The organism is Amycolatopsis minnesotensis, from assembly GCF_039529815.1.
In the GTDB taxonomy this organism is placed as follows: Bacteria; Actinomycetota; Actinomycetes; order Mycobacteriales; family Pseudonocardiaceae; genus Amycolatopsis; species Amycolatopsis minnesotensis.
The window spans coordinates 16898-43425 of sequence record NZ_BAAANN010000001.1; the positions used below are offsets into that span (position 1 = coordinate 16898).

Consider the following 26528-nt stretch of genomic DNA (forward strand, 5'->3'; position numbering starts at 1 on the left):
GTGTACGAGGTGGTCAAGCACATCCTGGTCGGCTCCATGCAGGTCCGGGCCGAGGACATCCGCCCGGCCGCGACCCGCGAGGAGATCGGGCTGGACTCTCTCGCGGTACAAGAACTGGCCGCGCTGCTCGACGCGCGGCTCGGCATCGTGGTCCACGACTGGGAACTGCTGGACACGGTGACGGTCGAGGACGTCGCGCGGCTGGTGGCCGAGCGCAAGGCGGCGGTGTGAACGCGGAGCCGCTGCCACACCTGCGCCGCACCCTGTGCGACCTGCCCGGTTACCAGCCCGCTGAGGGCGTCTACGGCGCGACGCCGCCCCGGCCGCTGTCGGCCAACGAGTCGCCGGAGGCCCCGCCGCGCCAGGCGGTGGACGCCGCGGTCCTGGCAGCGGCGACGGTGCACCGCTACCCCGACCCGGGGTGCACGGATCTGGTGGCCGAGCTGGCCAGGACGTACCGGATCGGGCCGGAGCGGTTCGTGGCCGGCGCCGGGTCGGTGGCCTTGCTGCAACTGCTCTTCCAGGCGGTCGCCGGGCCGGGGGCGGAGGCGGTGCTGGCAACGCCCTCCTTCGAGCTGTACCGGCCCCTTGCCGAGCTGGCCGGGGTGCGGCCGGTCCCAGTGCCGCTGGTCGGGCACATCCACGACCTCGCGGCGATGGCGGAGCGGATCACGCCGCGAACCCGCCTGGTGGTGGTCTGCGATCCCAACAACCCGACGGGTACGACGGTGCCGGCGGCCCAGCTCACCGCGTTCCTGGACCGGGTGCCGCCCGCTTGCCTCGTCGCGATCGACCAGGCATACGCCGAATACGTCCGCGACCCCGCCGCCGCTCCGTGCCTGACGAGCGAGCGGCCGAACGTCGTGGTGTTGCGGACGTTCTCCAAGGCGTACGGCCTGGCGGGGCTGCGGGTGGGCTATCTCGTTGGCGACGCGCGGGTCGTCGGGCAACTGCGCAAGGGCGTCCTGGCGTATTCGGTCAGCACGGTGGCGCAGGCCGCGGCGGTGGCGGCGCTGCGCGAGCCGGCCCGGATGCACGCGGTCACCGACGCCACCGTCGCCGAGCGCACCCGGGTAGGCGACGTGTTGCTGCGCGCGGGCTGGGACGTGCCGCCGAGCCAGGCGAACTTCCTGTGGCTGTGGCTGGGCGACGACGCCGAGCGCTTCGGCGGCTGGTGCGCCGCCCGCCGGATCGCCGTGCGTCCCTTCGCGGGCCAGGGCGTACGCGTGACTGTCGGCACACCCGCGGACAACGACGACTTCCTCGCCGCGGCGGCCGCGTGGCGCAGCGCGCCGAGTCACGAGGAGGCGGTGCCGGCATGACCGCGACCACCGTCGTTCCGGACGGGACGCTCACCCGCGACGTCGTCGTGGCGCCGGGCATGTGCAGCGGCGGCTCCCTGATATTCGGCCGCATCGGCGACTGGACCTGGGCGTCGGTGGCGCAGTCGTGCGGCGTGAACGTCTATGCCGCCCGTACGGTCACCGGCGACCCCGCGTACCTGTCCTTCTACTACTACCGGGTGCGCGGCGGTGCCGTGGTGCACCCGCACGGGTTGACGTTCGGCGACGAGCTGACCGTGACGTCGCGGGTCTTCCAGCTCGGCGGGCAGTCGGTGCTCACCCTGCACCGGCTCGCGCCCGTCGGCCTGTTCCCACCCGGCGAACCCTTGGCGGCGAAGGAGTTCTACGAGCGCCCGCACCCGGACTGCATGTACGCCGAGAACTTCAACCGCTGGCTCGCGCGCGGCACGGCGGGCAGCAACCAGGGGCTGACCCCGTTGGCTCCGCCGGACTTCGCCTACGAGCACCTGCCCGTGCTGCCCAACGAGTACTCGCCGCGTACCGAGGCCGGCCGGGCGCGTGCCGAAGGCGGCTTCCACCCGAGCGGCCCGGAGGGCTTTGCCGAGGTGGGGCAGGCGCGTACCAGCGAGCACGTGCTCGACGTGGTGCGGGACCTGAACGGCGCCGGGCTCATGTACTTCGCGTCGTACTTCTCGGTGTTCGACACGGCATTGCTGGCATCGTGGCGCGCGCTCGGGCGCACCGACGAGCGGTTCCTGCGGCGCAGGGTGATCGACCAGCGGATCGGCTATTTCGGCAACGCGGACCCGGGGACGGTGTTCGCCGTGACCCTGCGGCTGTGGCGCGACGAACGGGACCCGGAACGAGAGATCGCGGACCTGGTCATGCGGGACCGGGCAACAGGCCGGTTCCTCGCGGCGACCGCCATCGAGACCGGAGGCCCGGCATGATTCCCCTGTCGTACGCGCAACAGCGGCTCTGGTTCCTGGAGCGGCTCCAGCCGGCGAGCGCGCTCTACAACACGCCGATCGCGGTGCGGCTGTCCGGCCCGATCGACGCGGCGGCGCTGCGGGCCGCGCTGAGCGACCTCGTCGAGCGGCACGAGAGCCTTCGGACCGTCTACCCCGCCGTGGACGGGCTGCCCGAGCAGCGGATCCTGCCTGCCGGTCAGGTGCTGCCCGAGCTGGCGATCCGGGAGTCCGCCGGGGAGGCGGAGCTGCGGGCGGCGCTGGCGGCCGCGGCCGGGCACGGGTTCGACATCGGCACCGAGATCCCGCTGCGCGCGTGGCTGTTCGGGGTCGGCGAGGAGCACGTCCTGCTGCTGCTCCTGCACCACATCGCCTGCGACGGCGCCTCGCTGGGGCCCTTGTTCGAGGACCTCGGGCACGCGTACACGCAGCGGATCGCCGGGCACAAGCCGGTTCAGGAGCCGCTGCCGGTCCAATACGCCGACTACGCCCTCTGGCAGCGCGAGATGCTGGGCGACGCCGATGAGCCGGGCAGCGTGCTGGCGACTCAGCTCGCCCACTGGCGGTCCACCCTCGACGGCCTGCCCGAGGAGCTGGCGCTGCCGTACGACCGGCCCCGCCCCGCTCGGCCGTCGCTGCGGGGCGGCCGGGTGTCCGCGAGCGCCGGGCACCGCGCGCACGAACGGCTGGTCGCGCTGGCCACGGCCGAGCGGGTGAGCCCCTTCATGCTGCTGCAGGCCGCGGTCGCCGCGCTGTTCACCCGGCTGGGCGCGGGCGAGGACATCGCACTGGGCACCCCGGTCGCCGGCCGGGACGACGAAGCGCTGACTCCGCTGATCGGCTTCTTCGTGAACACCCTCGTGCTGCGCACCCACGCGGGTGGCAACCCCACCTTCGCCGAACTGCTCGGCCGCGTCCGTGCGACGGATCTGGCCGCGTTCGACCACCAGGACGCGCCGTTCGAGGCGGTAGTCGAGCACCTGCGCCCCGCACGGGTGCCTGGCCGCCACCCGCTCTTCCAGACGCTGGTCACGCTCAACAGCCAGACCCCGGTGCCCGGCCGCCTCGGCGACCTGAACTGCCGCGAGGAGGATTTCGACCTCTCCGCCGCCCGCTTCGACCTGATCGTCGACCTCGCCGACGGCGGTGTCGTGACCGTCGACTACGCCACCGACCTGTTCGACGAGGGCACCGCACAGGGCCTGGCCACCCGGCTGGTCCGGCTGCTCCGGGCCGTCGCGGACGATCCGCACCGCCCCATCGGCTCCTTCGACCTGCTGAGCGCCGACGAACGCCAGCAGGTCTTGCGGACCTGGAACGACACCGCCGCCCCGCTCGAGACCGCGACCCTGCCGGATCTCCTCGCGTCCCGTGTGGCCGAGGATCCGCAGGCCACGGCCCTGCTTGGCGACGACGTGCGGTGGACCTACGCCGAGCTCGACGCTCGCGCGAACCGCCTGGCCCGATATCTGGCGGCGGCGGGCGCTGGCCCGGAGACACCGGTCGCGGTGGCGATGGAACGCTCGCCGGAGCAGGTCGTCGCGATCTGGGGGGTGCTCAAGGCAGGCGCGGCGCTGGTGCCGCTCGATCCGGCCCTGCCCGCCGCGCGGGCCGAGAACATCCTGCGGGTGAGCCGCCCCGCCCTGGTCCTGACCTCCGGTCGACCGAACGAACTCGCTTTCCCGGTGCGCCGGATCGCGCTCGACGACCCCGAAGCGGCAGCGGAGCTCGCGTGCCACTCGCCCGACCCGGTACGACCTGCGCGACTGCGCCCCGCGCATCCCGCGTACGTCATCTTCACGTCGGGTTCGACGGGCACGCCCAAGGGTGTCGTCCTGTCCCACGAGGCGCTCGTCAACCATTTCGCCTGGGCACAGGAGCGCTTCCGGCTCGGTCCCGCCGACCGCGTGCTGCAGAAGACGGCATACGGCTTCGACCTCTCGATCAACGAGCTGATCTGGCCGCTGCTGGCGGGCGCGACGATCGTGCTGCCCCGCGCGGGCGCCCAGCGCGACCTCGCCTACCTCGCCGAGCAGGTACGGCGGCACGGCGTGACCGTGCTCCAGTTCGTCGCCTCGGCGCTCGCCGCGTTCGCGCAGGAGCCCCTCGCCGAGTCGATCACGAGCCTGCGCCTGGTCCGCAGCGCGGGCGAGGCGCTGTCCGGTGGCGTGGCCGCACGGGTCGCCCGCGAGCTGGGCTGGGCACTGGTCAACGAGTACGGCCCGACCGAGACCACGATCGTCATGACCTCGCAGCCGGCGTACGAACCGGCGACGGTCCCGGCAGGCGCCGCGATCGCGCCCATCGGCCGCCCGATCCGCAACACCCGCGTCTACCTGCTCGACGACCGCCTGCAGCCCGTACCGCCGGGCATTCCGGGGGAGGCCTACATCGCGGGCGTGCAGCTGGCTCGCGGCTATTTGAACCGCCCCGACCTGACCGCCGAGCGCTTCGTGCCGGACCCGTTCGGCGCACCCGGCGAGCGCATGTACCGCTCGGGCGACGTCTGCCGCTGGGCAGCGGACGGCATGCTGGAGTTCGTCCGCCGCGCCGACCAGCAGGTCAAGGTGCGCGGCTTCCGGATCGAGCTGGCCGAGATCGAGACCGCGCTGGCCGCGCACCCCGCCGTGGCGCGGGTGGCGGTGCTGGCCCGCACCGACGAGCCAGGTGGCACGCGGCTGGTGGCGTATGCGGTCCCTGCGGCAGATGCTCCGCACGGCCTGCCCGCCGCGCTGCGCGAGCACGTCGCCCGGCAGTTGCCGGAGTACATGGTCCCCGCGGCGGTGGTACTGCTGGACGCGCTGCCGCTCACCGTCAACGGCAAGCTCGACCGGGCCGCCCTGCCCGCACCGGACTTCTCGGCCGGAAGCGGCGCGCCGGACCGCCCCCTGACCGAGCTCGAAAAGCGGCTCGGCAAGATCTTCGCCGCCGTGCTCGGGCTCGACCGCGTCGGCGTGGACGACAGCTTCTTCGACCTCGGCGGCCACTCGCTCCTGGCCACCCGCTTGATCGGCCGCATCGCCGCCGAACTCGACCTCGACCTGCCGATCCACGCGCTCTTCGAAGCGCCGACGGTCGCCGGGACAGCACACCGCCTGCGGGACGCCGGCCCTGGCCGCGCACCGCTGACCGCGGTCGCGCGTCCCGGCAGGCTGCCGCTGTCGTACGCCCAGCAGCGCCTCTGGTTCGTCGAGCAGCTCGAGGGGGCCAGCTCCCTCTACAACACCCCGGTCGCCCTGCGCCTGACCGGGGAGCTGGACGCCGGGGCCCTGCGCCTCGCGATCGGCGATGTCCTGGCCAGGCACGAGAGCCTGCGGACGGTCTTCCCCGCCACCGACGGCAGGCCGGAACAACGCATCCTGCCCGCCTTCACCCCGGACCTGACAACCGTCGACTGCGTGACGCGGGAGGAGCTCGCCACGGCGCTGGCCGGCGCCTCGGCGTCCGTATTCGACCTCGCCACCGACATCCCGCTTCGCGCGTGGCTTTTCCGCAGCGGCGGCGAGCACGTCCTGTTACTGCTCCTGCATCACATCGCCAGCGACGGCGGTTCCCTCGCTCCGCTGCTGCGCGACCTCGGGACCGCTTACGTCGCCCGCCGTGCCGGAGAGGCACCCGGCTGGGTGCCCTTGCGCGTTCAGTACGCCGACTACGCCCTGCGCCAGCTACTCGATGACACGTCCCTGCATGCCTGGTGCGAGGCCCTGCGCGACCTGCCGGAGGAACTGCCGCTGCCCTACGACCGGCCCCGCCCCGCAACCCCCACTTACCGGGGCGGGCAGGTGCCGTTCACGCTGGACGCTCGCGTGCACGCCGCGCTCGCCGCGCTCGCCGCCGGGCACCGGGCCAGCATGTTCATGGTGCTGCAGGCGGCCGTGGCGGCCCTGTGGACGCGGCTCGGCGCCGGGCACGACATCCCGCTCGGCACCCCGGTCGCCGGCCGGGACGACGAGGAGCTGCACGACCTCGTCGGCTTTTTCGTCAACACCCTCGTGCTGCGCACGCACACCGACGGAAACCCCACCTTCGCCGAGCTGCTCGACCGGGTCCGCGCGACCGCGCTCGCCGCTTACGACCACCGGGGCGTGCCGTTCGAGTCGCTGGTCGAGCGGCTCAACCCGGCCCGCGTGCCAGGGCGCCACCCGCTGTTCCAGACGGTCGTCACGCACGACAACCTGGCCGAGCCCGCCCTGGACGTCCCGGGCCTGGCCGCCCGCTTCGAACCGCTCGACGGCAACCACGCCCAGTTCGATCTCAACGTCGTCGTCGACGAGCGGCACGGCCCCGGCGGCAGCCCGGCCGGTCTGCACGGCGAGCTGGTCTACGCCGCCGATCTCTTCGACCACCGCAGCGCCGAGGCCATCGCCGGACGGCTCGCCGCGCTGCTGCGGGCGGTTGCCGTCCGGCCGGACCTGCGCTTGGGCGCGATCGACCTCCTCGGCACGGGGGAGCGTGCGCGGCTGCTGCGGCTGGGCCGGGGTGCCGCGGGCGTCCCGCTGCCCCGGCAGACCCTGCCCGGGCTCTTCGCTCTGCAGGCCGCGGCGACTCCCGGCGCCGTCGCCGTGGTCGAGGGCGATACGAGTCTCACGTACGGTGAGCTGTCGGCGCGGGCGGACCGGCTGGCCAGGCACCTCGTCGCCGGTGGTCTCCGCTCGGAAGGGCGCGTCGCGATCCTGTCCGGGCGCTGCGTCGACCTCATCGTGGCGGTCGTCGGGGCGGCGCGTGCGGGCGGCACCTACGTGCCGCTCGACGACCGTTACCCGCTGCCGCGCCTGCGCACGATCCTCGGTGACGCTGACGCCACCGTGCTGCTGGTCGACGGCGCGCACCGCGACCACCCGATCGCCCGCGAGGCCGCCTGCCCGGTGCTCGACCTCGGCGAGGAGCGGGCCGGGATTCACGCCCCGCTCCCGGCCGTTCACCCTGACCAGCTCGCCTACCTCGTTTACACCTCGGGCTCGACCGGCACGCCGAAGGGCGTCGGCACCACCCACCGCGGCCTGGCCGACCTGCTGGCCAACGGCGGGTTCCACACCGGAGCCCATGAGGCCGTCCTGCTGCACTCGCCGATCGCGTTCGACGCGTCCACCACGGAGATCTGGGCGCCGCTGAGCACCGGCGGCCGCATCGTCCTCGCCCTGGAAGGCCCGCTCGACCCCGCCGTGCTCATCCGCACCATCCGCGAGCACCGGACGACGCTCGTGCAGGCGCCCTCGGGGCTGTTCCAGATACTCGCCGCCGAGCACGCGGAGAGTCTCGGCACGGTTCGCGAGGTCTGGACCGGCGGCGACATCGTCCCGGCCGCCGCCGTGCGCACGCTGCTGCGGGCCTGCCCGGGCGTCTCGGTCGTCGCGGTCTACGCCCCGACCGAGGTCACCGCGATCAAGACCTGGCACCGGATGTCCGATCCGGACGAGGTCGGTGCCACCGTTCCGCTGGGACGACCGCTCGACAACGCCCAGGTGCTCCTGCTCGACGACTACCTGCAACCGGTGCCCGAGGGCGTGACAGGCGAGCTGTACCTTGCCGGGCCGGGTGTGGCGCGGGGCTACCTCGGCAGGCCGGGACTGACCGCGGGCCGGTTCGTCGCCGACCCCTACGGCGCGCCGGGCGAGCGCATGTACCGCACCGGCGACCTCGGCCGCTGGGCGCCCGGCGGGGTACTGGAGTTCGCCGGGCGCGACGACGGGCAGGTGAAGATCCGCGGCTTCCGGGTCGAGCCGGGCGAGATCGAGGCCGCGCTGGCCGCCCATCCCGCCGTCAGCCAGGTCGCGGTCGTGGTGCGCGGCACCGCCGACAAACGCGTGATCGCCTACGTCGTTGTTGATGCCGGGGTCGATGCCGGGGCGGACGATCTGCGGGGCTACGCCGAGGAAACGCTGCCCGCCTACCTGGTCCCCGCCGCCGTCGTCGTGCTCGACCGGCTCCCGGTCACCGCGAACGGCAAGGTCGACCGGGCTGCCCTGCCAGAGCCCACGGCGGCCCCGCGGCACTCCGGCAGGGCAGCGCGCACCCCGCGCGAGGAACTGCTCTGCGCGTTGTTCGCCGAGGTCCTGGATTTGCCACGGGTCGGTGTGGACGACAGCTTCTTCGCGCTCGGTGGCCATTCGCTGCTCGCCACCCGCCTGGTCAGCCGTATCCGGGCCGAGCTGGGCGTCGAAATCCCGATCCGGACGCTGTTCGAGCACCCCGACGTGGCTTCTCTGGCTGCCCTGCCCAGCGCGGAAACCCCGGCCCGCCCGCCGATGACCGTGCGGGAGCGCCCCGAGCCGCTGCCGCTGTCGTACGCCCAGCAGCGGCTTTGGTTCCTGGCCCAGCTCGAGGGCACTGGCGCTACGTACAACAGCTCGCTGGCCTTCCGGCTCACCGGCGACGTCGACCGGGACGCGCTGGAAGCGGCCTTCGGCGACGTGATTTCCCGCCACGAGGCCCTGCGCACGATCTTCCCCACCGTCGACGGCACGCCGCGGCAGCTGGTGCTGGGCGGTGCGCAGGCCCGGCCCGGCCTCAGCGCGCTGCCGCCCGCACCCGATGCGGCGTTCGAGCTGACCCGCGACCTGCCGATCCGGGCCTGGCTGACCGGCGACGGGCTGCTCGTGCTGACCCTGCACCACATCGCCAGCGACGGCTGGTCCCTCGAACCGCTACTGCGCGACCTGGGCACCGCCTACGCCGCCCGCCGCGCCGGAGCGGCTCCCGGGTGGGCGCCGCTGCCCGTCCAGTACGCCGACTACACCCTCTGGCAGCGCGAACTGCTGGGCACCACCGCCGTCGGTCAGCTCGGCTACTGGCGGCGGCAGCTCGCCGGCCTGCCCGAATGCCTGGAACTGCCCCTGGACCGGCCGCGCACCACGACCCCCTCGTACGCCAGCGGCGAGGTGGGCCTGCGACTGGACGCGGAGCTGCACCTCGGGGTCGCCCGGCTGGCCGGGGAGGGGCGGGCGACCGTGTTCATGGTGTTGCAGGCCGCCGTGGCGGTGCTGCTGTCCCGCCTCGGCGCCGGGACCGACATCCCCCTCGGCACGGCGATCGCCGGGCGCACCGACACCGCACTCGACGACCTGGTCGGCTTCTTCGTCAACACGCTCGTCCTGCGCACGGACCTGTCCGGTACCCCCTCGTTCAGCGAGCTCCTGGCCCGGGTGCGCGCGACCGACCTGGCCGCCTACGACCACCAGGACGTGCCGTTCGAGCGGCTCGTCGAGGAGCTGAACCCCGCCCGGTCCGCGGCGCACCCGCTGTTCCAGGTGATGCTGACCTTCCAGAACATCGCGGACGGCGAGCTCCGTCTGCCCGGGGTGACCGTGACCGAGGAGGACCTCGGTGGCGGTACGGCCCGTTTCGACCTTTCGTTCGTCTTCGCCGAGCAGTACGGCCCGGACGGCACTCCGGCGGGTGTCGACGGCGTCCTCGAATACGCCGCCGACCTGTTCGACGAGGCGACCGCGCAGGCGATCGCGGACCGGCTCGTCCGGGTGCTGCGGGCCGTCGTGACCGACCCGGGCGCCCGGGTGGACAGGGTGGACGTCCTCGGCGCCGCCGAGCGGCGTGCCCTGGTGGAGGCCGCGGCAGGCGCGGTCGTCCCGGAATTCTTGCCGGTCCCGGACCTCGTCTCCGCGCATGCCACCGCGACGCCGTCGCGGACAGCGGTGGTGGCAGGGGCCGCCAGGGTGACCTACGGCGAGCTGGACGAACGCGCGAACCGGCTGGCCCGCCACCTGATCGGCCGCGGCGTCGTACCGGGCGACCTGGTCGGCGTCGAACTGCCACCCGGTGCGGACCTGGTCGTGGCGCTGCTGGGGGTGCTGAAGGCGGGTGCGGCCTACCTGCCGCTCGACCCCGGCCAGCCCGCCGAACGGAAGTCCCGCGTCCTGGAGGTCGCAGCACCCGCGCTGGTGCTCAGCGGCGGCCTGCCGCTGGTCGCGGAGGACGCCACCGACCCCGGCATCCCACTGCCGCCCGCCGCCGCCGCGTACGTGATCTTCACGTCGGGCTCCGCGGGCGAGCCGAAGGGCGTGGTGGTCGAACACCGTTCGCTGGCTCTCTACCTGGCGTGGGCACGGCACGCCTACCCCGGAATGTCCGGCCGCTCCCTCGTGCACTCCCCGGTCGTGTTCGACCTGACCGTGACCGGCCTCTGGGGCACGCTCACGGCCGGCGGCGAGGTTCACCTGACCGAGCTGGCCGACGCACCGCCCGCCATGGTCGAGCAACCCACCTTCGTCAAGGCCACCCCGTCGCACCTTGGCCTGTTCGGGATCCTGCCGTCCGGGTACGCGCCCACCCGCGACCTCGTTCTCGGCGGTGAGCTGCTGCTCGGCTCGGCGCTGCGCCAGTGGCGGGCACGGCACCCCGGCGTCACCGTGATCAACGAGTACGGCCCGACCGAAACCACCGTGGGCTGCGGCGAATTCCGCATCGAGCCCGGCGACGAGCTGCCCGACGGCGGCATCACCATCGGCAGGCCCATCTGGGACACCCGCTGGTACGTCCTCGACGACAGCCTGGCACCCACCCCGCCCGGCGTCACCGGCGAGCTGTACATCGCGGGCGGTCTGCTGGCCCGCGGCTACCTCGCGTTGCCCGGCCGCACGGCGGGACGGTTCGTCGCCGATCCGTACGGCCCGCCCGGCGACCGCATGTACCGCACCGGGGACCTCGTGCGCCGCCGCGCCGACGGCACCGTCGACTTCGTGGCACGCGACGACGACCAGGTGAAGGTGCGCGGCTTCCGCGTCGAACTGGGCGAGGTCGAGGCGGTGATGGCCGCACTGCCGCACGTGGTGGAGGCGGCGGCGACCGTACGCGGTGAGCGGCTGCTGGCCTACGCCGTCCCGGCCGCTGGCGCGGGGTGGAGACCGGACGAGCTGCGGAGCCGGCTCGCCGGGTTGCTGCCGCCGTACATGGTGCCTTCCGCCGTGGTGGCACTCGACCGGCTGCCCCGCACCACGAACGGCAAGATCGACCGCGCGGCGCTGCTCGAACCAGCGGCCACGGCAACAGCGGGCCGATGGCCGCGTACGGCCACGGAGGCGGCGCTCTGCGAGCTGTTCGAGGCGGCCCTCGGCGCCGAGCGGGTCGGTGTCGACGACGACTTCTTCGCCCTCGGCGGCCACTCGCTGCTGGCTGCCAGGGTGGTCGCGCGGGCCGGCGACCAGTACGGATTCACCCTGCGCATCTCCGACCTGTTCACCGCGCCGACCGTTGGCCGGCTGGCCGCCCTGCTCGACGAGGGCGTGCAGCGGCCCCCTGACGAACTGCTGTGCCTGCGTGCGGGCAGAGCGGGAGTGACCCCCCTGTTCTGCGTGCACCCCGGCGCGGGCATCGGCTGGGTCTACAGCAGCCTGCTCGAGCACCTCGACCCCAGCCGGCCTCTCTACGCCCTGCAGGCCGGGGCCGAGTCACCGGCGACCGTGGCCGAGATGGCCGCCTGCTACGTGGAGCGGTTGCGCGGGGTACAGCCGTCGGGGCCGTACCAGCTGCTCGGCTGGTCCTTCGGGGCGGTCGTCGCGCACGCCATGGCCGCCCGGCTGCAGGAAACGGGCGACAAGGTCACGCTGCTGGCGCTGCTCGACGGCTACCCGGCGGAAGAGGAGGTCGGCGAGCTCACGCCCGCCGAGGCACTGGCCCAGCTGCTGACCTCGCTCGGCCACCGGGTGCCGGCCGACACCGCCGAACCCGTCGATGTCGACAGCTTCGTCGCGCTGGCCACCGCCGCCGGTCCGCTCGCCGGGCTCGGCGCCGACCTGATCGAGCAGCTCTGCGCGACCTTCGTCCGGCACGCCCGGCTCGCCGGCGTGCACGTGCCGCCGTGCTACGAGGGCGACGCGGTCTTCTTCACCGCCGAGCACACGGTCGCGGCGGCGGAAGCCGGGCGGTGGCGGCCGTACCTGACAGGCGACCTCGACCAGCACCGGATCGCGTGCGCGCACGGAGATCTGCTGGCACCCGAGCACGCCGGGCGGATCGCCGCCGTGCTCGAGCCCTTGTTGCGCTGACACCCCACCTGGACACCTGGACTAGGAGTTTCGCATGACCGAAGCGACCATCGAGCTCGCGCCCGGTAGCAACGTCCTCGCGTTGAGCCCCGGCGAGGCAGCCGCGTTCGCGGCAGTCGCCGACCGGCTCGTGACCGCGCACCCGCACGTCGACGAAGCGCTGGTCGCCGGAGCCCGCAGCGCCTGGGATGATCTGCCCGTCGGCACCCGGCGCCGGATCCGGGCGTTCCGCCGCGACTCCGGCGTGTCCGGTGTTCTGGTCGTGCGCGGGCTGCCTCTCGACGTCGAGCTGCCGCCCACCCCGTCGGTCGGCGGCTCGGTCCAGCGCACCACCACCCGCGCCGCCGCCGTGCTGCTGCTGGTCGCCTGCGGCCTCGGCGACCCGGCGGCCTACCGCCAGGAGAAGGGCGGCGCGCTCGTCCAGGACGTCGTGCCGGTGCCCGGCCAGGAGGCGTTCCAGGGCAACGCGGGCTCGACCGAGCTGATGCTGCACAACGAGAACGCGTTCCATGACCACCGGCCCGACTACGTGCTGCTGCTCTGCCTGCGCGCCGACCACGACCGCGTCGCGGGCTTGCACACCAGCTCGGTCCGCGAGGCCTTGGGCCTGCTGCCCGCGACCACCCGCGCGCTGCTCGGCCGCCCGGTCTTCCGGACAGCCGCCCCGCCGTCGTTCGGGTTCGACAGCGCGGGCACACCCGAGCAGGCCGTGCTCACCGGGGACGCCGAGGACCCGGACGTGCGAGTCGACTTCGCGGCCACCACCGCGGTCACCCCGGACGGCCAGGCGGCGCTGGACGAACTGAACCGCGTCCTCGAGGCCGTGGCGCGTACGCGGCGGCTCGAGCCGGGCGTCCTCGCCATCGTCGACAACCACGTCACCCTGCACGGGCGTTCGGCCTTCCGCCCCCGCTACGACGGCGCGGACCGCTGGCTGCAGCGCACGTTCGTGCTCAACGACCTGCGCCGCTCCCGTGACCACCGCCCCGGCGACGGCCACGTGCTGGAGCGCTGATCCCACCCCGTCCGAATCCGCCGACCCCCGAGAACAAGGCTGGAGATCGTCGTGCTGCTGGCTCGTCCCGGTATCCGGCTGTTCCTGGTCGGACAGACGCTGTCCCTGTTCGGCGACGGCGTCGCCCTGATCGCGCTCGGCGTCTGGGCGAAGGTGCTGACCGGCAGCAGCTCGGTGGCGGCACTGGTCATGTTCACCTACATGGCGCCGACGGTGCTGCTGCCTCTCGGCGGAGTGCTCGCCGACCGGGTGCGGCGGCGGCCGCTGTTGATCGTCACGAACCTGGCCGTCGCGCTCGCGTCGGCGGCGCTGCTGCTCGTCGACGGCCCAGGCGACATCGGCGTCCTCTACACCGTGGCTGTCGCCTACGGTGCCGCCTCGGCGGTGCTTGGCCCGGCGCAGAGCGCGCTGCTGCGCTCGATGCTGGTGGAGGAGGCGGAGTTCGGCGCCGCGGCCGGGCTCAGCCAGAGCGTCCGGGCCGGGACGACGTTGCTGTCCCCGGTCGCCGGAGCCAGCGTGTACGGGTGGATCGGCGGTCACGGCATCGCCTTGGTGGCCATGGCCTGCCTGCTGATCGCGGCGCTGGCCTTCGCCACGCTGCCGCATCGCGAGCCCCCCGCGCGCCGGGAACGCACCGGTTGGGCCGCGGAGCTCACCGCCGGCCTCCGCCATGTGCGCCGCTCCGCCACCATCCGGCCGTTGCTGGTCGCGATGATCACCATGACGGCGGTGATCGGCCTGACCTCGCCGATGCTGCTGGCACTGATCGAGCACGGCATGCACCGCCCGCCGACCTTTCTCGGCGTCCTGGAGAGCGTACTGGCGCTCGGCGGCCTTGCCGGCGCGTTGTGCGGCAGCGTGGCGATCAGCCGGTTCCGGCCGCAGCGGCTGGTGGTGGCCGGGGCGCTGGTGTTCGCCCTTGGCACCGCCCTGCAGGCGGTGGTGACCCTGCCCACGGTGATCGCCGGGCTGGTGCTCGCCGGCGCCGCGGGCCCGCTGGCCGTGATCGGACTGGCCACGGTCGCGCAGGCGGCGACGCCCGAACACCTCATGGGCCGCACCCAGGCCGCCGTGAACCTCTGCCTGACCATCCCGCAGGCGGCCGCGCTCGGCGCGGGTTCGGGCCTGGTCGCTCTGCTCAGCTTCCGGCAGGTCATCGCGCTGATGGCGCTCGGCGCGCTCGTCACCGCCGTCGCCCTGTGCCGCCGCGGGCCGGCCCCCGTACCGACTTCCGACGAAGAGAGGCCGACCGTCATGAACGACACGCTCGCCGACGCACCGCCCGTCTCGCGGGAGACACTGCCGCGGCTCTTCGCCCGCGCGGCGCGGCTGTACCCGGAGGTGACCGCCGTGGTGCAGGGGGAGCGGAGCTTGACCTACGCGGGTCTGGCGGAGCACGCGAACCGCCTCGCCCGGCACCTCGCCGGTCTCGGTGTCGGTCCGGAGGTTCCGGTCGGGCTGCTGCTGAACCGTTCGCTGGAGCTTCCGGCAGTGCTGCAGGGCGTGCTGAACGCGGGCGGGGTGTACGTCCCGCTGGACCCGGAGCTGCCTGCCGCCCGGCTGGACCGGATCCTCGCCACCACCCGTGCCCCGCTCGTGCTGACCACTTCGGATCTCGCCGACCGGTTGCCGGCGGGGCAGACCAGCCTGATCCTCGACGACCCGGCGACGATCGCCGCGCTGCGGCGGCACGACGCCCTGCCGCTCGAAGGTGTGGCGTTGCACCCTGAGCACACCGCGTACATCATCTTCACCTCCGGCTCGACCGGTGTGCCCAAGGGCGTGCCGGTGCCGCACCGCGCGATCGTCAACCACCTCGCGTGGATGCAGGACTCGCACGGGATCGGCCAGGCCGACCGAACGCTGCTGAAGACCCCGTTCAGCTATGACGCCTCGCTCATCGAGCTGATCTGGCCGCTGCTGCACGGTGCGACCATGTTCGTGGCCCAACCGGGCGGGCACCGCGACCCGGCGTACCTCGCCGAGCTGATCTCGGAGCACCGGGTGACGATCGTCGAAATGGTGCCGTCGATGCTCGGCCCCCTGCTGCGCGAGCCCGCGGCGGCGCGCTGCGACAGCCTGCGCGTCATGTTCAGCGGCGGCGAGGCGCTCACCACGACCCAGGCCGCGCAGGTGCGCGCCGTTGTCGGCGCGCCCGTGGCCAACCAGTACGGCCCCACCGAGACCACCAACACCGCCACCGAGCACCTGGTCCGCGACGCCGCGGACGCGCCCGGCGCGATGGTGCCGATCGGCAGGGCGGTCTGGCGCACCCGCCTGCACGTGCTCGACGACCGGCTGAGCCCCGTCCCGTCCGGCGTGCCCGGCGAGCTTTACATCGCGGGCGTCCAGCTCGCTCGCGGCTATCTCGATCAGCCGGGCCTGACCGCCGAGCGGTTCGTGCCGGATGTGGACGGCCCACCCGGCGAGCGCATGTACCGCACCGGCGACCTGGTGAAGTGGACCGCGGCCGGGATCCTGGAGTTCGTCGGCCGCGCCGACAACCAGGTCAAGCTCCGTGGCCTGCGGATCGAACTGGGCGAGATCGAGGCGGTCCTGGCCGCACACGGATCGGTCGCGCAGGCGATCGTCACCGTGCGCGAGGACGAGCCCGGCGACCGCCGCCTCGTGGCCTACGTGGTCACGGCGGCGAGCGTCCCGCCAGGCCTGGCCGCCACGCTGCGCGCGCACGCCACCACCGAACTGCCCGAGTACATGGTCCCCGCGGCCATAGTCGTCCTCGACGCGATCCCCGCGACGGTCAACGGCAAGGTCGACCGGGCGGCGCTGCCCCGTCCCGACTACGCCGTCGCCGCCGGGCGCGCGCCCGCGAACCCGCGTGAGGAACTGCTCTGTGCGGCGTTCGCCGAGGTTCTCGGAGTGCCCAGGGTCGGCGCGGATGACAGCTTCTTCGCGCTGGGCGGGCATTCGCTCCTGCTGGTGCACCTGGCGGAGCTGCTGCGCGTGCGGGGCGTGCCCGTGGACGTGCGCACCCTGTTCACCACACCGACTCCCGCCGAGCTGGCCGCGGCGACGGTCACCGGTCCGGTCGTGGTGCCGCCAACGGTCATTCCGCCGGACGCCGCCGCGCTCATGCCCGCGATGGTGCCCCTCGCCGGGCTCACCGAGGAGCAGCTGGCGCTCGTGACTGCGGCCGTGCCCGGCGGTGTCGCGGCGATCGCCGACGTCTACCGGCTCGGGCCGCTGCAGGACGGGTTGTTCTTCCACCACCGGCTGCACGAAGGCCGCGACCGGGACCCGTACCTGCTGCGCCACCCGTTCCGCCTTGCCTCGCGGGAGCGGCTCGACGAGTTCCTCGCCGCGTGCCGCACACTGCTGGCGCGGCACGAGGTCCTGCGCACGTCCCTGGTCTGGGAAGATCTGCCGCACCCGGTCCAGGTCGTCCACCGCACTGCCGAGCTGACGGTCACCGAGGTGACCGTCAGCGGCGACGACGGCGTCCGCGAGCTGCTGGCCGTCTGCGACACCATCATGGACCTGCGCCGCGCACCCCTGATGGACGTGTACGTCGCTCCTGAGCCCCGCACCGGCCACTGGCTGCTCGTCTGGCGCATGCACCACATCACGCAGGACCACACGACGGGCGAGATCCTCCTCGACGAGCTGGCGGAGCTGCTGGCCGGCCAGGGTGAGCAGCTCCCGCCACCCGAGCCCTACCGGAACTACGTCGCCCAGGCACTGCTCGGCATGTCGGCCGAGCAGCACCGGGCCTGGTTCGCCCGGCTGCTCGGCGACATCACCGAGCCGACCGCCCCCTACGGCGTGCTGGAGGTGCACCACGACGGCGGCGACGTCGCCGAGCGGAACAGCCCGCTGGACCCGGAGCTCGCCGCGCGGCTGCGCGTCGTCGCACGCCTCGCCGATACCAGTCCCGCCACGGTGTTCCACGTCGTCTGGGCGCGGGTGCTCGCCGGGCTGGCCGGTCGCGACGACGTCGTCTTCGGCACGCTGCTGTTCGGGCGGATGCGGGCAGGCACCGTCGTCGAACGGGTGCCGGGGCTGTTCATCAACACGCTGCCGGTGCGGGCGGGGACGTACCGTGCCAGTGTCCGGGAAGCGGTCAGGGACATGCACGCCCAGCTCGCCGGCCTCCTGGTCCACGAACACGCGTCGCTGGCGGACGCGCAGCGGGCTTCCGGCGTGCCGTTCCCCGCGCCGCTGTTCACGACCTTGCTCAACTACCGGCACGACACCACGGACGGCGGCACCGACCTGCCCGGTGTGGAGAACTTCGGCGAGCGGGAGCGCACGAACTATCCGCTGGTGGTCTCCATCGACGACGACGGCACCGGCTTCACGTTCGTCGTGCAGGCGGTGCCCGCGATCCCCACGGACGTAGTGCTCGCCGCGCTGCACACCACGACGGCGAACGTCGTGGCCGCGCTGACCGGGCACCCGGAGACGGCACTGCACACCGTGGACGTGCTCGGCGCCGCCGAACGACAACGGGTGCTGATCGACCGCAACGACACGGCCGTCGAGTTCCCCCTGACGTCGTTGCCCGAGCGGTTCGAGCAGCGGGTGGACGACACGCCGCACGCGCCGGCCGTGACCGGGCCGCGGGGCGCGCTGACCTACGCCGAGCTGGACGAGCGGGCCAACCGCCTCGCGCACGTGCTGATCGCGACGGGGGTCCGGCCCGAGCAGCCGGTCGTCCTGCTCCAGCAGAAGTCGGCCGACGTGGTGGTGGCGATCCTTGCCGTGCTGAAGGCGGGCGCCTACTACATCCCGCTGCCCGCCGGGTTCCCGCTCGCGCGCATGCGTTGGGTCGTCGAGAGCACCGGGACACCGGTCATGCTCGCTGACCGGGCCTCGGCCGCGCACCCGCTGCTCGGTGCTGTCGGCGTGCCCGTCGTGTACGCCGACGATCCCATCGCCGGCCCCACGTCGCGGCCTGGGCTGAAGGTGCATCCCGACCAGCTCGCGTACGTCATGTACACCTCCGGGTCGACCGGCGTGCCCAAGGGTGTCGGCGTCAGCCACCGCAGCATCGTCGCCTTCACGGCCGACCGGCGGTGGCGGCCCGAAGACAGGCGGGCGGTGCTGCACCACTCGCCGCACGCGTTCGACCCGTCCACCTACGAGTTATGGCTTCCGCTGCTGTCGGGTGGCCGGGTGGTGCTGCCGCCCGGCCCGCTCGACCGCGCGGCGATGACGGCCGTCGCCGGCGAGGTGACCTCGGCGGTCTTCGCGGCGGCCTTGTTCAACGTACTGGCGGAGGAAGCCACCAAGCCGATGGCGCAACTCGGGCTGGCCTGGTCGGGCGGCGACGTGATCAGCTCGGCGGCGGTGCGCAAGCTGCTCGACGAGGTGCCGGAGATGAGGGTGGCAAACGCCTACGGAGCGACCGAGGCCACCGTCATCTCGACCTGGTTCCCGCTGCACGCCGGGGCCCCGGTGCCGGCCAACGTGCCCGTGGGCGCGCCGATGGACAACACCCGGTTGTACGTGCTGGACCGGGGTTTGCGGCCGGTGCCGGCCGGCGCGCCCGGAGAGATCTACCTCGGCGGGCCGGGACTCGCACGCGGCTACCTCGGCCAACCGGGCCTGACCGCGGAACGGTTCGTGGCCGACGTGGCGGGGCCGCCCGGCGCCCGCATGTACCGCACCGGCGACGTCGGGCGGTTCCTGCCCAGCGGCAACCTGGAGTTCGTCGGCCGCGTCGACGATCAAGTCAAGATCAGCGGCTACCGGGTGGAACTGGCGGAGGTCGTGACGGCGCTGCTCGACCAGCCGGGGGTTGCTCAGGCAGCCGCGATTCTGCGGACGGACGACGGTGTGCCGCACCTAGTCGGCTATGTCGTCCCCGGTGACGTCGAGCCCCAGACAGTGCTGGCAGCGCTGGGGGAGCGGCTGCCGACCTACATGGTCCCGTCGGCGGTGGTGCCCATGGATGCCTTGCCGCTCACCCGAAACGGCAAGCTCGACAAGGCGGCGCTACCCGCGCCCGCGGCGCCGACAGGGGCTGCCACGCGCCAAGTCCGCAACGAGCGCGAGGAGCGGCTCTGCGTCCTCTTCGCGGAGGTGCTTGGCCTCGATCAGGTCGGCGTCGATGACAACTTCTTCTTCCTGGGCGGGCAGTCGTTGCTTGCCTATCGCCTGCTCGGGCGCATCCGAGCTGAGCTGGGCGCGGAATGCTCCCTCCGCGCGATTTTCGACGCCCCGACGGTCGCCGGACTAGCCGTCCACCTAGCCGCGCCGGCCACGCGCCGACCAGCCCTCACCCGCCGCCACTGACGAGGTGACGGTATCGGTGGTCGAGGCTCGGGCACTGTTCGCCGGAACTCAGTGAGGGAGTGGGAGGTATCCGAGCAACCGGCTCATACCCCGTCAGTGGACGAGGCCACGTTCATCGCCGTTCAGCGGATACGTGCCGGGCGACCCACCAAGGACGGCTACGCGTTGGCTGCACGGCCGTCCGGGTTACCGCTGCCGTCACGGCTACACCACGGCCACGCCGCGGCCGGATCATGCGCCGCGCAATGTCTACGTCCGCGAGGAACACCTTCTTGAGACCGTGATTGGTCTACTTCACCAGGACGGACAGGCCGACGGCCATAGTCTGCTCGATGTCGGTGAATGCCCTCGTCTTCGAGGGCTGGAGCTCGTCTGCAGCCATAACAGCCGACAACTCCAACCAGCCGCAGCGCGAAAGATCGTCAGTCTGCCGAGCTCATCCGGCCAGACCACGCTCGCGGTGGACTGGAATCTCCGCACTGGCGACGCAGCGGCCCGCCGAAAGGAGGACGCCAAGGACCGTCGCGGCGTGCACTTGGCAGGCATCGAGAAGCCACTATTTTCGGGACGTGACGTCCATACTTCGAAATAGAATTACCCCACGGGCTATGAGATCTGTGGGGTAAAAGTCTGTCCGAATGGCGAGTTGTACACTAATCACACGTCTACTTCTGGGCCCGTAAGATCGAAGGCCGCCGCATCCCCCTGAGTGACCGATCGTGAGACGTTCCAGCCATCGCAAGTCCAGGTCGCGGGACACCATTTTATCGGTGGAGTAACTTCGGCAGTGTCAACCTTCGACAACTCAACGACCACCCGCTGTCCACGTTTTAGTCAGAAGACTTCGCAAATTAACACCAGGTCAATACCGAAAGTATTCATTTGATTTTAGCCTCGCCGCGATCGACGGAAAGGTAGCACCTGCGATTGCGATTCCTGAGTTCTGCTCACTTTAAATGCGAGACAGCTGCAAATAAAAGTTAACGCCACACTGCGCCTAAAGGGAATGATAAAGATATCGATTCTATGCGGCTGTCGATCGCGCGCCGTCGCACGTGCTAGCGAGATAGGTGCAGTCAGGTCGACTTTATGTCGTAAATGACAATCATTGATCGAGGTGGTAGCGGTAACGAATGCCGTCACCTTCGGCGCGAAACAGACCTTCGGCACGGGCCCCGAATGGATTCGGGAAACGTAGCACCCGACATCGGGCAGGATCGGACACGTACGGGACTACCAGGAGCCGCCAGCGGCCGTTGCGGGCGTGCCGACGGGCTTCACGGATTTCGGAATCCGTCAGTGTGAACATGCCGGGATCGGCTCGGCTTGCTTTCACCTCGAACATGATGGGCCCGCCGGGTCGTTCAACCCGGAAGTCGAAGCCAAGGCTGTCATCGCCGAGGTTGCCTGCGAATATCTTGGCACGGTTGGTGGAAACCCAGCTGGACTCGTTCGCTTCTGCGTAGATCCGGGTGAGCCACTGGTACGCCAGCCATTCGCCGGCGAACCCGAGCGCCTGACGTTGCTCGTCGGACAGCCCGCCCATCGGGTCGCGGCCGACCCGGGCTCCACCGTCTCTGCGACGCGGTTGGATGGCAGACATGGGTCGGAGATCCTTGACCCGGTTGCCTGCCCCGATGACGGCTGGATGGGCGTCCAGGCCGGCTTGAAGCGCATCGACGAGCGCGGTGATATTCGTGGCTCCGATCCCAACGTCGACCGGGTTGTCGCCGATGTGGATCAACCGGCGTTGACGTTCGCGTTCCTGCCTCGCGATGGTCGCAGCCGAATCCGCGGCAGCGAGTTGCTCGGTGGTGACACCTACGACTCCCGGGTCGGTGGTCACGGGCATGCCGGTCGGCCACGAGCCGAGTGCCTCGAGCCAGACGGGTAGGTCGTTTTCGTTCAAACGCCTGAAGTCGAGCACGCCGTTGTTGTCGAACAACGTCAGCATTTCCGTTCCAGGGTCACTGGAGGACAGGGCCCCGACGAGGGTTGCCCGATGTGAAGACGCCCAGGCCCTGGCAAGACGCGCGATGCCGGGAGCGCAACGGGTGACCAGCACTTTGTTGCCGGCAGCGACAGTGCTGAGCGCGGGCAAGGTCGGTCCGCTGGTCGGTGGCCTCTGGCCGAGCCGGGCCTCGGCCGCGCCGGCGACGAGGGCGGCAAGCACGGCGCGCGTGGGCTTGTCGACGGTGGTGCCCCATGTTTCAGGGACGGTCACCCAGGTGAACGAGCGCAGCGAGGGCCAGTCCGGCTGCGGGCGGAAGCCGTCGAAGTCCGCGAGACGAACCCAGCGCAATTGATCGCACAGCTCTTGGTGGCAAAGGGCGAGGTGTTGGCGCAGAGCCTGTTCATGCGCGGCCTGGTACGAGATGGGGGTGTACGCGGGACTGAGACCGGCCAGCGTGGTGTTGAAAGCGGAGAATTCGATGGCAACACTCATCCTCAACTCGTCGATGGACGTTGCGGTTCGAGCGGCCTCGACGAGCTTGCCCGGTCGGACTGGAAGCGACGAGGCAAGCTCCATGAGAGCCGACGGCAACTCAGCCAGATCCGTGGTGGCACGGGCGTTGTCGACGATGGCGTCGGCGGCCGCCCGGCCTGCCCAATGGACGAGCACCGGGTAAATGCGCCCGATGACGGCGTCTAAACCACCGTCAAGCCGGATGCGGGTCGCCTCCACCTGTGCGTTCGTGAGCCGCAACGCGTGTGCGAGATCCGCGTCACTGGGATCTGGCTGCTCGTTGCCACCCAGCTGCAGGCTGAGGACAGCAGCTCGGAGCCGTTCGCGAAGACTGGGAAAGCCGACGGCGACGGCGACCTCTTCGACGAGCGCGACCAACGCCGGACCTCGAAGTTCGGAGGCGGAGGTCGGAGAGAGGATGATCGGATTGACATCGTCAGGTTCGGCGAACAGCCCGTAGCTAGTCCCAGGAAGCTCGGTCGGCCGGTCGAAGAGGCTCAAGCCGAGGCCGGTGTACGTTTCGAGTCGCAAGCGCCGCAAGCCGCGCGCCAGGTCGTCGAAGGCACGCTCCCGCAGGGTGAGGCGGTGACCATAGTTGGCCGCAGCTGCGACGAGCACGGCCATCCAGCGCAGCCGCTCCAGCAAGAGCTCGTTCTCATCAGTACCCCCGGTAGGGGTGACCGTGACCGATGTCTCGTCCGCTATCCGCACCGAGTCGCCGAGCACGCCGGTGAGAACCGCTTGTGCCCTCTCCAGATCGGCATCGACGAGCAGGACGGGAAGCTCGAGTTCGTCGAGAAGGCGCCGGTGTAATCCGTCTCCGGGAGAAGCGAGATACACCGTGACGCCGTCAACGGCCAGTTCCGCAGCGGTGCGGACGCTCAGCCGCGCCCCTTCCTGCAGGACGAAGTGCATATCTTCCATGCCGACGAGGTTCGAACTAGGCCTCTTCGCGACGGTCGACCACGCACGCATGTAAGCGCGCGAGAATTGGTCGCGCTGGTCCTCGCCGACAGCACCTGCCGCCGCTGCTTCTCCGAGGCTGCGAACCAATCGCACCGCATGGGCAGGGTCGGACCAATCACCGAGCCCGGCAGTTTTGAGGGCTGTGAGCACCTGTGGGTTCTTGTCGAGGAACAACCGGGTGGCTCGGCTGGCCAACGGCGCGAAGGCAGGCTCGGCGTCATCGGAGGACAGCGAGAAGTGCCACAACTGGTCGGGCCGAGCGAACGCGGGTCGGCCTGGCCTCGGCGCGGTCGGCAACCATGCGGCAGTGGCCAGGAACGCCGCGAGCGGAGTCGGTACGGTTTGACGATCCTTGTTACCAGGACGGTCACGATCCCAGTTGAGATGAAGGCAATTCGCATGCCAGTTGGCAAGGCCGTGCAAGAAGAGACGGGCGTAGGCCGCGCGGGCAGGATCGGTGAGTTGTTCGGCTATCGCCTGTCCCATCGCCCAGACCGGTTTGCGATCGGCGACGTACTCCGTTTGCGGGAATTCGATGCGACGCGGGGGCATGCTGGCGAGATATGCTAACCATTGTTCGGCGATGGATTCTTGGACGCGGAGGCGAGTGGCGAACCTCGGTCCGCTGAGTGCCCAGCCAACCAGTTTCGGAGTGGCCGCGGACGTGGCGCGCAAGGCAAGTCCGGTGCCGACCCCGATCTTGCTGAGGAAACGTGACCATGCCGTGCGGTCGTCCGTCGGGCGGACCAGGTCTGAGACCGGTTCGACAAGGCCGTCTGCCAGTTCGGCGAAGCCGCTGTCCACCTCGCGGGCGTCCTCGATGACCGTGATCAGGTCGGTGGAGTCGCGGCCATCCCAACCTGACCCGAATGCTGCCTGACTGGCGCGAACCATCTTGCCAGCTGTACTCGGGACGCGCAGATGTAGCTGTTTGAGCGGATATCGAGGCGGAATCTGTCCGTTTTGCTCGAGGCTGAACAAGAACCGGAGCGCGTCGCGATGGGTCCGCTCACTCTTGGTACGAGTCAGGATTGTTCCGACATGGTCAAGGAGGCTCCGGATGTCGTAGCGGTCGGCAAGATCTGCTTCGAGAAGGAGGGTTCGTCCTGCTGACCCGAGCTGTTCGGCGATCGCCGGGTGGAGGTAGAACAAGTCTTTGCGAAGTGATGCGGGAACAGCAATGGGGGTGTCCTCGCGGGCAGGTGGCAAGAATGCGGTGACCCGTCGGCTGCTGCTTCGCTCCGACGGTGGGAGTGATGCGATGTTGGTCGGCCGCAAGTCGCCTGCGTCGTCGACCAACAGTGCTCGGCCGCGCAGAACGTTGGCACCGGATACGGGGAATATGTCGGCAAGGTCGTTGTACATACCTGCCCACAACGTGGCTCGGGAGGCCTCACCGCTTCGCCGTCGGGTTCTGGCCGGCTTCTTGGCGACTTCTCCTTTACGGCCTTTGGTCGGACGAGTGTGGAGTGTGCCGCTCGTGTCGTCGTATGCGGACGGCCGCTCCAAGGTGGCGGCGATCCGCTCGACGAGTTCGGCCAGCGTGCCCTTACCTGGGCTGAGTGACTGATCAAGCAAGTAGGCGAACGCTTCCCAACGATCCACGCGATCGTTGCCGAGCCTGCTATCGAGCAGACAGATTCCGCTTTCGGCGGCCCGGGCCGCGGTGAGCACCGTCAGGTTCTGGCCCGGCCAGCGGTAGGTGTCGGAAAGCGATGCCCAGCCGAGCGGATGATCGGCGGTTACTTCGATCGGGACGAGCCGGCGCTCGGCAAGTGGACCGCTCCCGGTCCGGTCGGCGGCCCGAGCGAGCCGGTCCGTGTGGGGGTCGTCCCAACACATCAGATCGCTGACCCACCGGCGCGCCGCTGTGAGCCCGGACGCCTGCAGAACGGCCGCCGCGGTGAGCGCTGTCTCGGCGGCGACATCGAGTAGCAGGTTGTTCAGTGGATGGCTTGGATCGAGGTCGGCACGGTCGATTTTGGTGAAGAACGGGGCGTTAAGATGCCCGGCAAACGGGGACGAGGCCTTGTTGCCCATCGGCAGAAAAGTGAACATCCGCCCGGTCACTTCACCGTCCGTAGGCACCGCGAGGGACACGACGGCCTCGTCCCAAGTATCCCATGCGGCTGACAGTTTGTTGCCGTGCCGGGCGTCTTGAACGGCTTCGCACAGCCTCGTTGCGGGAACGGCGATGGACGCGATGGTGTAGTCGCCGAGCTCACCGAGGTTCACCTGCGTGAACGACATGTCCGGCGCGGTGATGGCGCTGAAAGTTTGCTGGGTGCGGGTGAGGGACGTTTCGACGGAGTCGCCGTCCTCGTGCCGAACGATGGTCAGCGCGGTGATGCGTTCCAGGAACAAGAGTGTCGGTACGTCGCCGCCGATGAGGTTCGTCGCTTGGGCGAGCGCCGCCATGCGCGCCTCGGACGAATCAAGTGGCAACCGGATGATGGTGACATGCCCGGCGGAGACGAGCTTCCGGACGGCCGCGGGGACCGTGTCGATGGGGACCGGAAGCTGGAACGGCGGGAACTTCTCGTCGGCACGGCGAGCGAGCGTCTCGTCTCCCTGTGCGAGGATTAGCAGGTCAGCGAGATCGGCGAACCGGAATGTGTAACCATCGAGGTTGCCAGGTAGGCCGGCCGGGTCAGCGCTGTAGATCTCCGGCCTGGTGCATACGGGCAGGATGCTGCGGAAACCAACGCCCTTATGACCAATTCCCTGGCCGACCTCTTTCGGACTGCAGGCCAGTTTGCACAGCCCATTCATCGTTTCGTAGGTGAACGGCGTCCCGAAATTGGCGACGTATACAACGCCGTGCAGGCCCTCATCTGCGTCGATGACAATCGTGATGCGTCCGTCGTGCTTGTCCGCCGGATGGGCGTCGTGTGCGTTCTGGAGCAACTCGAGCAGAAAACGGCCAGCGTACTCGTTACCGGCGTGAGCCGAGGCGGCGCGCAACTGCGCGGCAGGGTCCCACAAATCCGTAGCGGCGAACTCCGCGAGTACTTTTGCGGCGTACGCGACGATCTGGTCGCGTGGAGCGGAGGCCGAGTCATACGAGTCACTTCCAAGAGCAGCCACAAACTGAGACTACCGGGTAACCAGCGTAACCGCCTTGACCTACGTGTGTTTGGTCGACTATCCGGGGCAAGTTGCTAACTATCCGCACGGCTGCACCCGCCTAGGCGGGACTCCGAGCACGACAGGACCGGCGAGTCGGCCTAGACATCGCTAGAGAGCATCACCAGGCAAGCTGCTGCTACACGCTGGTCGCCGGACGGAAGGTGCCGACGCTTCGCGCACGGCGAGCCACATGATTCGTAATGACATGGCCAAACTTTACTTGCTCGGCGAGAGATCTATCCGAGCTTAAGAGGCTCGTTGCTCATTCGGTTACCTCCCGGGTTCTGGCCCACCGCACCAGCACGTAACTGCCGGTCTCCTGGCTACCTGATCGAATCTGAAGTCTGGTCTTGAAGCAAGCAACCCAACTTGGAGCGTTCTTCGTCACCGCGTACCGCTTCGGGCTCAATGAGCGTCCTCAGA

Annotated in this window: 7 protein-coding genes; 6 read left to right on the forward strand and 1 reads right to left on the reverse strand. The window is 70.7% G+C overall.

The annotated features are described in order from the left end of the window. Genes ABD256_RS00080 through ABD256_RS00105 form a run of 6 tightly spaced genes read left to right on the forward strand, consistent with a single transcriptional unit; the run spans position 1 to position 19543 of the window. Positions 1-231 (forward strand): acyl carrier protein, encoded by a 231-nt coding sequence (locus ABD256_RS00080; RefSeq protein WP_344411922.1) that lies wholly within the window; start codon positions 1-3, stop codon positions 229-231. Further along, positions 228-1322: a histidinol-phosphate transaminase gene (locus ABD256_RS00085; protein ID WP_344411924.1), complete on the forward strand. Its 1095-nt coding sequence runs from the start codon at positions 228-230 to the stop codon at positions 1320-1322. Before ABD256_RS00080 ends, ABD256_RS00085 begins: the two co-directional genes overlap by 4 nt. Further along, positions 1319-2254, forward strand: a complete 936-nt coding sequence (locus ABD256_RS00090; RefSeq protein WP_344411927.1) for an LnmK family bifunctional acyltransferase/decarboxylase — start codon at positions 1319-1321, stop codon at positions 2252-2254. The genes ABD256_RS00085 and ABD256_RS00090 overlap by 4 nt, the downstream gene beginning before the upstream one ends. Beyond that, positions 2251-12270: a non-ribosomal peptide synthetase gene (locus tag ABD256_RS00095; protein ID WP_344411929.1), complete on the forward strand. Its 10020-nt coding sequence runs from the start codon at positions 2251-2253 to the stop codon at positions 12268-12270. Before ABD256_RS00090 ends, ABD256_RS00095 begins: the two co-directional genes overlap by 4 nt. A 34-nt stretch (positions 12271-12304) precedes the next feature. Next, a complete protein-coding gene (locus ABD256_RS00100) occupies positions 12305-13285 on the forward strand; it encodes a TauD/TfdA family dioxygenase (RefSeq protein ID WP_344411931.1) in 981 nt (326 codons plus the stop codon). A 51-nt stretch (positions 13286-13336) separates the two neighbouring features. Next, positions 13337-19543, forward strand: coding sequence for an amino acid adenylation domain-containing protein (locus ABD256_RS00105; protein ID WP_344411933.1), 6207 nt, complete (start codon positions 13337-13339; stop codon positions 19541-19543). A 1105-nt stretch (positions 19544-20648) separates the two neighbouring features. On the opposite strand, the gene ABD256_RS00110 is transcribed toward ABD256_RS00105, so the two are convergent. Continuing rightward, complete coding sequence (locus ABD256_RS00110; RefSeq protein WP_344411935.1) at positions 20649-26063, reverse strand: sacsin N-terminal ATP-binding-like domain-containing protein; 5415 nt, start codon at positions 26061-26063, stop codon at positions 20649-20651. Positions 26064-26528 lie beyond the last annotated feature (465 nt).